The following is a 13,974-nucleotide window of genomic DNA, read 5'->3' on the forward strand; positions in this document are numbered from 1 at the left end:
ATGAGGATGACGTGAGCACATCGGTGGAACAGGTCGTAGCAGCGCTGCGCAAGTCACTCACGGACAACGAGCGGCTGCGCGAGGAGAACGCCCGGCTCACCGCCGCGAGCAACGACCCGATCGCGATCGTGGCCATGGCCTGCCGCTACCCGGGCGGGGCCGGCACGCCGGAGGACCTGTGGCGGCTCGTCGCCGACGGAACGGACGCGGTGTCCGGCTTCCCGGCCGACCGGGGCTGGGATCCGGGCGTCTACGACCCGGAGCCCGGGGTGCCGGGCAAGTCGTACGCCCGCGACGGCGCGTTCCTGTACGAGGCGGCCGAGTTCGACCCGGCGTTCTTCGGGATCAGCCCGCGCGAGGCCCTGACCATGGATCCCCAGCAGCGGCTGCTGCTGGAGATCTCCTGGGAGGCCATCGAGCGGGCCGGGGTCGACCCGGCCACGCTGAAGGGCAGCCGGACCGGTGTGTACGCCGGGGTGATGTACCACGACTACGCGGACGGCAGCGCGGGCAGCTTCGTCTCCGGCCGCACCGCGTACACGCTCGGCCTCGAAGGTCCGGCGGTCACCGTGGACACGGCGTGCTCGTCCTCCCTGGTGGCCCTGCACATGGCGGCGCAGGCGCTGAGGTCGGGGGAGTGCTCCCTGGCACTGGCGGGCGGTGTGACCGTGATGTCCACGCCCGACATGCTCGTGTACTTCAGCGGGCAGCGGGGGCTCGCGCCCGACGGCCGCTGCAAGCCGTTCGCTGCGGCCGCGGACGGCACGGGCTGGGGCGAGGGCGCGGGCGTCCTGCTGCTGGAGCGGCTCTCCGACGCCCGGCGCAACGGGCACCCGGTGCTCGCGCTGGTCAGCGGCTCAGCCGTCAACCAGGACGGCGCGTCCAGCGCCATGACCGTCCCCAACGGTCCGGCGCAGCAGCGGGTCATCCGCCAGGCCCTGGCGGACGCCGGGATATCGGCGGCCGAGGTCGACGCGGTCGAGGCCCACGGCACCGGAACCCGGCTGGGCGACCCCATCGAAGCGCAGGCGCTGCTGGCCACGTACGGGCGGGGGCGTTCTCCGGAGCGGCCGTTGTGGCTGGGCTCCGTCAAGTCCAACTTCGGTCACACGCAGGCCGCGGCGGGTGTCGCGGGCATCATCAAGATGGTCATGGCGATGCGGCACGCAGTGCTGCCGCGGACCCTGCACGTGGACGCGCCCTCGGACCAGGTCGACTGGTCGGCGGGGAACGTGGAACTGCTCACCGAGGCCCGGGAATGGCAGGCCGGGGGCCGGCCGCGGCGCGCGGGGATCTCCTCGTTCGGGCTGAGCGGTACCAACGCGCACGTGATCGTGGAGCAGGCGCCGGCCGCGGAGCCGGCGTCCGAGGAGGTGACCGCGGGATCGCTGCCGCCGGTGGTGCCGTGGCCGGTGTCGGCGAAGACCGCGCAGGCCCTGGCGGACCAGGCGACCGGCCTCCTCGGGAGAGTGGGCGACGCAGGGCTCCGGCCGGTGGACGTCGGCCACTCCCTGGCGGCCTCCCGCACCCTGTTCGAACACCGGGCGGTGGTCGTCGGCGACCCCGAGCGCGGCCTCGCCGCCCTCGCGGCGGGCGAGGAACACCCCGGCGTGGTGACCGGCGAGGCACGGACCGGCGGGCGGACCGCCTTCCTCTTCACGGGGCAGGGTGCGCAGCGGCTGGGGATGGGGCGGGAGTTGTACGCGTCCTTCCCGGTGTTCGCCGAGGCGTTCGACGCGGTGTGTGCGGAGGTCGACCCGCATCTGGGGCGGTCGTTGTGTGAGGTGGTGTGGGGTGAGGATCCGGAGGCGTTGAACGCGACGGCGATCACGCAGCCGGCGTTGTTCGCGCTTGAGGTGGCGTTGTTCCGGCTGGTCGAGGCGTGGGGCGTGAAGCCCGACGTGGTCGCCGGGCATTCGATCGGTGAGCTGGCCGCCGCCCACGCGGTGGGGGTGCTGTCGCTCGCTGACGCGGCCCGGCTGGTCGTGGCGCGTGGCCGTCTGATGCAGGCACTGCCCGCGGGTGGCGCGATGCTCGCCGTGCAGGCCACCGAGGACGAGGTGCTGCCGCTGCTGGGCGACGGTGTCGGTATCGCGGCGGTCAACGGGCCGGAATCCGTGGTCGTTTCGGGTGTGGAGGCTGCGGTCCTGGCCGTGGGTGAGCACTTCACCGCGGCCGGACGCAAGACCAGCCGACTGTCGGTGTCGCACGCTTTCCATTCCTCGCTGATGGGCCCGATGCTGGACGAATTCCGGGCCGTGGCAGGGCAGTTGACGTACGCCGAGCCGCGGATCGCGGTCGTGTCCACGGTGACGGGTGAGCCGAGCCAGGCGTGGCGGTCGCCCGAGTACTGGGTCGGGCAGGTGCGCGAGGCCGTCCGCTTCGCCGACGCCGTGCGCACCCTGGAACAACAGGGCGTGACCCGCTTCCTGGAGATCGGCCCCGACGGCATCCTCACCGGACTCGCCCAGCAGAGCGCCGCCTCCGAGAAGGCGGTCCTCGTACCCGCCCTGCGCCGCAGCCGCCCCGAGCCCGAAGCGCTGGTCGCAGCCCTCGCCCAGCTGCACGTGGACGGCGTACGCGTCGACTGGCAGGCGTACTACGCAGGCACCGGCGCCCAGCGCGTCGACCTCCCCACCTACCCCTTCCAGCGCACCCGCTTCTGGATCGACGCGGTGCGGTCGGCGACGGCCCACGCGCACCCGCTGCTCGGCGCGGTGGTGACCCTGGCCGACTCCGGCGGCGCCGTCCTCACCGGACGGCTGGCCGTCGCAGCGCAGCCGTGGCTCGCCGACCACGTGGTGCGGGACGCGATCCTCTTCCCCGGCTCGGGATTCGTGGAACTGGCGATCCGCGCGGGCGACCACGCGGGCTGCGACGTCCTCGAAGAGCTCGCTCTGCACGCGCCCCTCGTACTCCCCGAGGGCGGTGCCGTCGCCGTACAGGTGGTCGTCGGCGCGGCCGACGGGACCGGGCGCCGCACGGTCGGGGTGTACGCGCGGGACGAGAGCCTCCCGGACTCCGACTGGATCCTGCACGCGGAAGGCGTACTGGCAGAAGGCGCGGACACGCCCGCCTTCGACCTGGCCACCGCCTGGCCCCCGCCGGGCGCGGTTCCGCTCCCCCTCGACGGCGCGTACGAGGCCCTGAGCGCGCGCGGTCTCGCCTACGGGCCGGCCTTCCAGGGCCTGACCGCCGCCTGGCGGCTCGACGGAGCCGTCTACGCCGAGGTGACGCTGGGCCAGGACGTGGAGGCGCACGCGTACGGGCTGCACCCGGCGCTGCTGGACGCCTCGATGCACGCCGCACTGGTGGACGGCGCCGACGGCGACGACGGCGCCACGGTCCTGCCGTTCGTCTGGAAGGACGTCCGGCTGTTCGCGGCCGGCACCTCGGCGGCCCGCGTACGGATTTCCCGGCCCACCCCGCAGAGCCTCTCCCTGGAGATCGCGGACGCGGGCGGCGCCCCGGTCGCGGCGGTCGGCGGTGTCGTCGGCCGCGCCGTGGAGGAGTCCGGGACCGGCGGCCCTGCCGCGGACCCGCTCTACCGCGTCGTATGGCAGCCTGCGGCCGAAGCCGCCTCGCCGGGGGAGTGGACGCGGTGGGAGGACGTGCCCGCCGAGGGCCCGGTAGGCGACACGGTCGTCCTGGAGTGCGCGGTGACCGGCGAGGACGTGCCGTCCGCCGTCCACGCCCTCACCGGCCGGGTCCTGGAGGTGCTGCAGACGTGGCTGGCCGACCAGAGGTTCGCCGCGTCGACCCTCGTGGTCGTCACGCGCGGTGCGGTCGCGGTCGGTGACGGCGATCCGGTCGACGTGCGGCAGGCACCGGTATGGGGCCTGGTGCGGGCGGCGCAGGCGGAGAACCCCGGCCGGTTCGTGCTCCTGGACACGCAGGACGGGGCCGAGGGCTCCGGCCTCCTGCGGGCCCAGGGCGAACCGGAGTCGGCCGTGCGCGACGGCCGGGTACTGGTTCCCCGGCTGGTCCGGGTCGCGGCCGCGGCCGGACCCGAGACCGTGTGGGACCCGGACGGGACGGTCCTCATCACCGGCGGCACCGGCGGCCTGGGCGCCCTGGTGGCCGGGCACCTGGCGGCAGAGCGCGGGGTCCGGCACCTGCTGCTGGCCGGCCGGCGCGGCGCGGACGCGCCGGGCGTCACCGAACTCGTCGCCGGACTGGAGGAGTTGGGCGCGAGCGTCTCGGTCGCCGCGTGCGACGTGTCCGACCGGGACGCCCTTGCGGCGCTCCTGGCCGGGGTGGATCCCGCGCACCCGCTGCGCGGAGTCGTCCACGCGGCGGGCGTACTCGACGACGCGATGATCACCTCGCTCACCGCCGAACGCGTGACCGGCGTCCTCGCCCCCAAGGCGGATGCCGCCTGGCACCTGCACGAGCTGACCGAAGGCCTCGGCCTCACCGCGTTCGTCCTCTTCTCGTCCATCGCCGGCACCCTCGGCTCGACGGGACAGGGCAACTACGCGGCCGCCAACGCCTTCCTCGATGCCCTGGCCGCCCACCGCCGCTCCGGCGGACTCGCCGCCGTCTCCATGGCCTTCGGGCTGTGGGACACCGCGGGCGGCATGGGCACCCGGCTCGGCGCCGCCGAACTGGAGCGGATGCGGCAGGCGGGCACCCCCGCCATCCCAGCCGACAGCGGCCTCGCCCTCTTCGACGCCGCGCTGCGATCGGGCGCCGCCGCCACCGTGCCGGTCCGCCTGGACCTCGGCGTGCTGCGCGCGCACGCCGACGGGATCCCCGCCCTGCTGCTCGGCCTCGTACGCACCCCCGGACGCCGGACGACCCGTACCGGGTCCGGCTCCCCGGCACTGCGCGGCAGGCTCGCCGGTCTGAGCGGAGCGGACCGCGCCGCTGCCGTGCTCGACCTGGTCCGTACGACGGTCGCGACGGTCCTGGGACACGCCTCGGGCGACGCCATCGAACCCGGGCGCGCCTTCGACGAGCTGGGCTTCGACTCGCTGACCGCCGTCGAACTGCGCAACCGGCTCGACTCGGCCACCGGACTGCGACTTCCGGCCACGCTGATCTTCGATTACCCGACGGCCGAAGCGGCCGCGACGTACGTGCGGGAACTCCTGGACGGCACCCCGGACGCGGGCTCCGCGCAGGGGGCGGCCGTCGCCGTCCGCGCCACGGACGACGACCCGATCGTGATCGTCGGCATGGCCTGCCGCTACCCGGGCGGGGTGACCACGCCGGACGGCCTGTGGCGGCTGGTCGCCGACGGCGTGGACGCGATCGCCCCCCTGCCCGACGACCGGGGCTGGGACCCCGGCGTCTACGACCCGGAACCCGGCGTGCCGGGCAAGTCGTACGCCCGCGACGGAGGCTTCCTCTACGACGCGGCCGAGTTCGACCCGGCCTTCTTCGGGATCAGCCCGCGCGAGGCGCTGACCATGGACCCGCAGCAGCGGCTGCTGCTGGAGATCTCTTGGGAGGCCATCGAGCGCGCGGGAGTCGACCCGGGCGTACTCAAGGGCAGCCGGACGGGTGTCTACGCCGGTGTGATGTACCACGACTACGCGGGCGGCACGGCGGGCAGTCTCGTCTCCGGCCGGGTCGCCTACACCCTGGGGCTGGAGGGGCCCGCCGTCACCGTGGACACGGCGTGCTCGTCCTCGCTGGTCGCACTGCACATGGCGGCGCAGGCGCTGAGATCGGGCGAGTGCTCCCTGGCCCTGGCGGGCGGTGTGACCGTGATGTCCACGCCCGACATGCTCGTGTACTTCAGCGAGCAGCGCGGCCTGTCCATGGACGGCCGGTGCAAGTCCTTCGGCGCGGGCGCGGACGGTACCGGCTGGGGCGAGGGCGCCGGAATGCTGCTGCTGGAGCGGCTTTCGGACGCTCGGCGCAACGGGCACCCGGTCCTGGCGACGGTGCGGGGTTCGGCGCTGAACCAGGACGGTGCGTCGAACGGTCTGACCGCGCCGAACGGGCCCGCGCAGCAGCGGGTGATCCGCCAGGCCCTGGCGGACGCCGGTCTGTCGGCGGCCGAGGTGGACGCGGTGGAGGCGCACGGTACGGGCACCCGGCTGGGCGACCCGATCGAGGCGCAGGCGCTGCTGGCGACGTACGGCCAGGGGCGGGCCGAGGGGCAGCCGCTGTGGCTGGGCTCCGTCAAGTCCAACTTCGGTCACACGCAGGCGGCCGCCGGTGTCGCGGGCATCATCAAGATGGTGATGGCGATGCGGCACGGTGTGCTGCCGCCGACCCTCCACGCCGAGGAGCGCTCGGACCAGATCGACTGGTCGGCGGGTGACGTGGAACTGCTGACCGAGGCGCGCGAGTGGGACGCTACGGACCGGCCGCGCCGGGCCGCCGTCTCCTCGTTCGGGCTGAGCGGGACGAACGCGCACGTGATCGTCGAGGAGGCGCCGCGGGAAGCCGTGGCCGAAGCCGCCGGCGAGCCGGGGGCCGGACTGCCCGTCGTGCCGTGGGTGTTGTCGGCGAAGTCCGCGAAGGCGCTGGCCGGCCAGGCCGAGCGGCTGCTCGCGGTGGCGGACGCGTACCGCCCCGAGGACATCGGGCACGCACTCGCCACCTCGCGCGGTGCCATGGAGCACCGGGCGGTGATCGTGGGCGACGACCGCCCGGGTGCACTGGCGGCGCTGGCCGCGGGGCAGCAGTACCCGGGGGTGGTCAGCGGGGCGGTGGCGAAGGGCCGGACGGCGTTCCTGTTCACGGGGCAGGGTGCGCAGTGGCTGGGGATGGGGCGGGAGTTGTACGTGTCCTTCCCGGTGTTCGCCGAGGCTTTCGACGCGGTGTGTGCGGAGGTCGACGGGCATCTGGGGTGCTCGTTGCGTGAGGTGGTGTGGGGTGGGGACGCGGAGGCGTTGAACGCGACGGCGATCACCCAGCCGGCGTTGTTCGCGCTTGAGGTGGCGTTGTTCCGGCTGGTCGAGGCGTGGGGTGTGAAGCCCGATGTGGTGGCCGGTCATTCGATCGGTGAGCTGGCGGCGGCGCATGTCGCCGGTGTGTTGTCGTTGGCGGATGCGGCTCAACTTGTGGTGGCGCGTGGCCGTCTGATGCAGGCGCTGCCTGCGGGTGGTGCGATGCTGGCCGTGCAGGCCACGGAGGCGGAGGTGCTGCCGCTGCTGTCCGATGGTGTCGGTGTCGCGGCGGTGAACGGTCCGCAGTCGGTGGTGGTCTCGGGTGTCGAGGCCGGGGTGCTGGCCGTGGGTGAGCACTTCTCGGCGGCGGGTCGCAAGACCAGCCGTCTGTCGGTGTCGCACGCGTTCCACTCGGCTCTGATGGACCCGATGCTGGACGAATTCCGTTCCGTAGCCGATGGGTTGAGTTTCGCGGAGCCCCGTATCCCGGTGGTCTCCACGGTCTCGGGTGAGCTGTCGGAGGCGTGGCAGTCGCCCGAGTACTGGGTCGGGCAGGTCCGTGAGGCCGTCCGTTTCGCCGACGCGGTGCTCGCGCTGGAGCAGCAGGGTGTGACCCGGTTCCTGGAGATCGGCCCGGACGGGATCCTGACCGGCCTCGCCGCGCAGAGCCTGGACGACGCCGTGCTCGTCGCGGCCGTGCGCAAGAACCGCTCCGAGCCGGAGACCCTGGTCGCCGCCGTGGCCCAGCTCCACGTCCACGGCGTGGCCGTCGACTGGGAGGCGTTCCACGCCGGTACCGGCGCCCGCCGCGTCGACCTGCCCACCTACGCCTTCCAGCGCACCCGCTACTGGATGACGGCCCCTTCGGCGGCCGGCGGAACTGCCGACGCCGGGCAGGTCGCGATCGACCACCCCGTGCTGCGCGCCGCCGTCGAGCTGCCCGACGACGGGGGAGCGGTACTCACCGGCCGGCTGTCCGCGAGCAGCCACGGCTGGATCGCCGATCACGAGGTCCTGGGAAGCGTCCTGCTGCCGGGTACCGGCTTCGTGGAGCTGGCGGTACGCGCCGGCGACCAGGTGGGCTGCGGACTGCTCGAAGAACTCACCCTGCAGGCTCCGCTGATCCTGCCCGACCGGGGCGGCATCGCCGTCCAGGTCGTCGTCGGCCCGGCCGACGGGACGGGGCGCCGGACCGTTGCGGTCCACTCGCGCGCCGACGACCAGCCGGACCTGCCGTGGACCCGCCACGCCGAAGGCGTGCTGTCCTCGCCGCCCGCCGATGCCGGGGAGGCGCTCACCAACTGGCCGCCGACGGGAGCCGAGGCGCTTCCCGTGTCCGCCGCCTACCCGGACCTCGCCGCCGTCGGCTATCACTACGGGCCGACGTTCCAAGGCCTCAAGGCGGCCTGGCGGCTGGGCGACGCCCTCTACGCCGAGGTCGCCCTGCCGGAGCGGGCCCACGAGGACGCCGCCCGGTTCGGGCTCCACCCCGCCCTGCTCGACGCGGCCATGCACGTCGGCCTGCTCGGCATTCCGGGCCGCGAAGGCGGCGGACAGACCCTGCTGCCCTTCGCCTGGAACGGTGTCGCACTGCATGCCCCGGGAGCCAAGGCCCTGCGGGTGCGGATCACCCCCGTCGCCCAGCAGGACGGCCTCTCGCTCACCGTCGCCGACGAGCACGGCAATCCCGTGCTGTCGGTCGAGTCCCTGCTCTCCCGGCCCGTGTCGCCGGAACAGCTGACCGCCGGCACCGGAAACGCGCTGCTCCACGTGGAGTGGCAGCCCGCGCCGCCGCCCGCTCCGGCCGCCGCGCCCGAGGCCGTGGTCCTGGACTGCGCCGAGGTGCCGGCCACCGCCGACGTGCTGGCGGACGTACGGACCCACGCGCAGCGGGTCCTGACAGCGGTGCAGGAGTGGCTGGCGGACGACCGCGCCGAGGGCGCGGTGCTGGCGGTGGTCACGCGGGGTGCGGTGGCCGTCGGCGACGGAGAAGCCGTCGATGTGCGGCAGGCTCCGGTGTGGGGTCTGGTGCGCGCGGCGCAGGCGGAGAACCCGGGCCGGTTCGTGCTGGTGGACACCGACGGGTCGGTCGATCTCGGCGCGGCCCTGTCCCAGGGCGAGCCGGAGTCGGCCGTACGCGCCGGTGGACTGCTGGTTCCGCGGCTGTCGCGGTTGACGGCCGACGCGGATGACACCGGGCCCGCGTGGGACAGCACGGGGACGGTTCTGATCACCGGCGGTACCGGCGGCCTGGGCGCCCTGGTGGCCCGCCACCTCGTCGCCGAGCACGGGGTGCGTCATCTGCTGCTGGCCGGCAGGCGGGGCGCGGACGCGCCCGGCGTCGGCGAACTCGTCGCCGACCTGACGGGGGCGGGTGCGCGGGTCGCGGTCGCGGCCTGCGATGTCGCGGACCGGGAGGCGCTCGCCGCCCTCCTGGACGGTGTGGATCCGGCGGCTCCGCTGTCGGGTGTGGTGCATGTCGCGGGTGTCGCGGACAACGGTGTGGTCGGTGCGCTCACTCCCGAGCGCATGGACGCCGTGCTGCGTCCGAAGGCGGACGCGGCCTGGCATCTGCACGAGCTGACCCGGGGCCTGGACCTGTCGGCGTTCGTCATGTTCTCGTCGGCGGGCGGTCTGGTGCTGGCGGCCGGTCAGGGCAATTACGCGGCCGCCAACGTCTTCCTCGACGCGCTCGCGGCTCACCGCCGCGCGGAGGGGCTGGCGGCCACCGCGATGGCCTTCGGCCTCTGGGACGTCAGCACCGGCATGGCCGCCCACCTCACCGAAGCGGACCTGGAGCGCATGCGCCGCGCCGGCACGCCCGCCCTGTCGGAGGAGGAAGCGCTCGCCCTGTTCGACGCCTCACTGGCGTCGGGCAGGCCGGTGACCGTCCCGCTCCAGGTGGACACGGCCGCGTTGCGTACCCGGAGTGACGAACTGCCCGCCTTGCTCCGGGGGTTGGTCCCGGCCACGCGCAAGCGGGCCGCGGCGGGGCCGGCGTCCACGGGCGGCGCCCCGCTGGCCGACCGCATCGCAGGGCACGACGAGGAGGAGCGGAATCGGATCATCCTGGACGTCGTACGGGGCCACGCGGCGGCCGTACTCGGTCACGCTTCCGGCGACGCCATCGAACCCGACCGTGCCTTCGGCGAGTTGGGCTTCGACTCGCTCGGCTCGGTCGAGCTGCGCAATCAGCTGAACGCGGCCAGTGGGCTGCGGCTGCCCGCCACGCTGATCTTCGACTATCCGAGTGCGGCGGAGGTCGCCGCCTACATCGCCGAGCGCCTCGTGCCCGCCGTACCCGCATCGGGGGTGGAGTCCGACCTGGAAAGGCTGGAGTCCCTCCTGATGACCGCCGCCCCGCCCGCCGGCCCCGGCAGGGCGCGGCTGGCCGAGCGGCTGCGGGAGCTGGCCGGCCGGCTCGACGGACCGTTGATGGACGCCCAGGGGTATGCCACGCCGGAGATCCCGGACCGTGGCCAGGAGGACCTGAACGAGGTCACCGCGGACGAGCTGTTCGACATCCTCGACAACGAGCTCGGCACCCCCGCGACCCCCTGACCGCCTGACCCGAGGCGGATCGGCGTCACCCCGGGCCGGGGTGCGTGACAGCTGCACGACAGCCGTCACGCACCCCGGCCTTTCACGCGTTCTCCCCCTCGTCCGCGGGCTCCCGCGGCAGGGGTGGGTTAAGGGTAGGCCGCCCTTCCGGCAGCTCAGTAGCGTTCCAACCGATCAACTGAACGGCCAGGTACGACACATGAGTCGCCACGGTATGTCCGACCAGAGGGAGTAGGTCTCGGTGAGCAACGAGGAGCGGCTTCTCGAGTATCTGAAGCGGGCCACGTCCGACCTGCGTGACGCCCGTCGCCGCCTCGCCGAGGCCGAGAGCCGCCGCCCTTCCCACCACGGCGACCCGATCGTCATCGTGGGGATGGGCTGCCGCTACCCGGGCGGGGTGACCACCCCGGAGGAGCTGTGGCAGCTCGTCTCCGGAGGCGTCGACGCCATCGGCGGGTTCCCGGAGGACCGCGGCTGGGACCCGGAGGTCTACGACCCGGAGCCGGGCACGCCGGGCAAGACGTACGCCCGTGAAGGCGGATTCCTTTACGACGCCGCAGAGTTCGACCCGGTGTTCTTCGGGATCAGCCCGAACGAGGCACTGATGACGGACCCGCAGCAGCGGCTGCTGCTGGAGGTGTCCTGGGAGGCCATCGAGCGGGCCGGCATCGACCCCACCACCCTCAAGGGCAGTTCGACCGGCGTGTTCGCCGGTGTGATGTACCACGACTACGCCCTGGGCCGGGAGCCCGGCAGCACCACCGCGGGCAGCGTGGTCTCGGGGCGGGTCGCCTACACGCTGGGTCTGGAAGGCCCGGCGGTGAGCGTGGACACGGCGTGCTCGTCGTCCCTCGTCGCCCTGCACATGGCGGCCCAGGCGCTGCGGTCGGGCGAGTGCGATCTCGCCCTGGCCGGCGGGGTCACCGTCATGTCCACGCCGGACATGTTCGTCTACTTCAGCACCCAGCAGGGCCTGGCCGCCGACGGCCGGTCCAAGTCGTTCGCCGCCTCGGCGGACGGCGTCGCCTGCTCGGAAGGCGCCGGGGTGCTGCTGCTGGAGCGGCTCTCGGACGCGCGGCGCAACGGACACAACGTGCTGGCCGTGGTCCGGGGTTCGGCGCTGAACCAGGACGGCGCGTCCAACGGTCTGACCGCCCCGAACGGCCCGGCGCAGCAGCGGGTGATCCGCCGCGCACTGGCGGATGCCGGGCTGTCGGCGGCCGAGGTCGACGCGGTCGAGGCACACGGCACGGGCACGACCCTCGGTGACCCGATCGAAGCGCAGGCCCTGCTGGAGACGTACGGGCAGAACCGGCCCGAGGACCGGCCGCTGTGGCTGGGGTCCATCAAGTCGAACATGGGGCACAGCCAGGCGGCGGCGGGTGTCGCGGGCGTCATCAAGATGGTGATGGCCCTGCGCCACGGCGTTCTGCCGCCGACCCTGCACGTGGACGAGCCCTCGGACCAGGTCGACTGGTCGGCGGGCAGCGTGGAACTGCTCACCGAGGCCCGGAAGTGGGAGGCCGGGGCCGGTGTGCGGCGGGCGGGGATCTCGTCGTTCGGCATCAGCGGGACGAACGCCCACGTGATCGTCGAGGAGGCGCCCGCAGGCGCCGGGGAGCCGGCTGTGCGGGCCGCAGTCCCCGTCGCGCCGTGGGTGATGTCGGCGAAGACCCCGCAGGCGCTGGCCGCGCAGGCCGAGCGCCTGCGGGGAGCGGACGTCGACGAGGCCGGAGCGGTCGACGTCGGACTCTCCCTGGCCGCCTCGCGCACCGCCTTCGCCCACCGGGCGGTGGTGGTGGGTGACCGCGGCAGCGGGCTCGCCGCGCTCGCGTCGGGCGAGGAGTCGCCCGGCGTGGTGACCGGGCAGATCCGGCGAGGTGGCCGTACGGCGTTCCTGTTCACGGGACAGGGCGCCCAGCGGCTGGGGATGGGCCGCGAACTGTACGCGTCCTTCCCGGTGTTCGCCGAGGCGTTCGACGCGGTGTGTGCGGAGGTCGACCCGCATCTGGGGCGGTCGTTGCGTGAGGTGGTGTGGGGTGAGGATCCGGAGGCGTTGAACGCGACGGCGATCACCCAGCCGGCGTTGTTCGCGCTTGAGGTGGCGTTGTTCCGGCTGGTCGAGGCGTGGGGTGTGAAGCCCGATGTGGTGGCCGGTCATTCGATCGGTGAGCTGGCCGCCGCCCACGCGGTGGGGGTGCTGTCGCTCGCTGACGCGGCCCGGCTGGTCGTGGCGCGTGGCCGTCTGATGCAGGCACTGCCTGCGGGTGGCGCGATGCTGGCCGTGCAGGCCACCGAGGGCGAGGTGCTGCCGCTGCTGGGCGACGGTGTCGGGATCGCGGCGGTCAACGGGCCGGAATCCGTGGTGGTTTCGGGTGTGGAGGCTGCGGTCCTGGCGCTCGGCGGGCATGTCGAGGCGGCGGGTCGCAAGACCAGCAGGCTGTCCGTCTCGCACGCGTTCCATTCCTCGCTGATGGATCCGATGCTCGACGAGTTCCGGGCCGTCGCCGGGGAGCTGGCGTACGGGGAGCCGCGGGTCGCGGCCGTCTCGACCGTGACGGGTGACCGGTCCGGTGCGGACTGGGAGTCGCCCGAGTACTGGGTCGGCCAGGTCCGCGAAGCCGTCCGCTTCGCCGACGCCGTGCGCACGCTGGAGCAGGAAGGCGTCACCCGGTTCCTGGAGATCGGGCCCGACGGGATCCTCACCGGACTCGCCAGCCAGAGCCTCGACGGCGACGACAGCGCCCGCGCCGTCCTCGTACCCGTCCTGCGCAGGAACCGTCCCGAGCCGGAGACCCTGGTCACGGCCCTCGCGCAACTGCACGTGGACGGCGTACGCGTCGACTGGGAGGCGTACTACGCCGGCACCGGCGCCCAGCGCGTCGACCTGCCCACCTACCCCTTCCAGCGCACCCGCTACTGGGTCGACGCCGCGGGTTCCACAGCCGCCCCCGTCGCCCCGCCCGCCCACGACGTCCCCTCGGCCGAGGAGTCCCGGGAGGCCGCCGAGGCCCTGCGGGCCAAGCTCGACGGGGCCGACGCCGCCGAGAGCGGCCGGATCCTGCTGGCGCTGGTGCGTACGCATGTCGCGGCCGTCCTCGGCTACACGTCCGCCACCACCGTGGAGGCCGACCTCGCCTTCCGTGACATGGGCTTCGACTCGCTGGCCGCCGTGGAACTGCGCAAGCGGCTCACCGCGGCGAGCGGATGCGACCTGCCCGCCACCCTGATCTTCGACTACCCGACCCCCCGGGCCGCCGCCGCCCACCTCGGCGAGCGGATGGAGGCCCAGCCCGTGGGCGGTGATCCGGCCGCCGCCGCGCTGGCCGAACTCGACCGCATCGAGGCCGTGCTCACCGGATTCCCCGCAACCGGCGGGGACACCGAGGTCATCGGCGCCCGCGCCGACGCGATCACCGCCCGGCTGGAGGCCGTCGTACGCCGCTGGCGCGACGCCCGGGGCGCCGGACCCGCCGACGACGGCCCCGACTTCGAAACGGTCACCGACGAGGAGCTGTTCGACGTGCTCGACAGCGAATTCGGCATCTCCTAGCCAGCGATCAGC

General features: G+C 73.9%; 2 protein-coding genes. Both read left to right on the forward strand.

Annotation, left to right across the window (positions count from 1 at the left end):
• Positions 1 to 11 precede the first annotated feature (11 nt).
• Positions 12 to 10,409 (forward strand): type I polyketide synthase, encoded by a 10,398-nt coding sequence (locus OG429_RS29935; protein ID WP_328928357.1) that lies wholly within the window; start codon positions 12 to 14, stop codon positions 10,407 to 10,409.
• Positions 10,410 to 10,650: 241 nt separating this feature from the next.
• Positions 10,651 to 13,962 (forward strand): type I polyketide synthase, encoded by a 3,312-nt coding sequence (locus OG429_RS29940; RefSeq protein ID WP_328928358.1) that lies wholly within the window; start codon positions 10,651 to 10,653, stop codon positions 13,960 to 13,962.
• Positions 13,963 to 13,974: the final 12 nt, after the last annotated feature.

Source organism: Streptomyces sp. NBC_00190 (assembly GCF_036203305.1).
Taxonomy (GTDB): Bacteria; Actinomycetota; Actinomycetes; order Streptomycetales; family Streptomycetaceae; genus Streptomyces.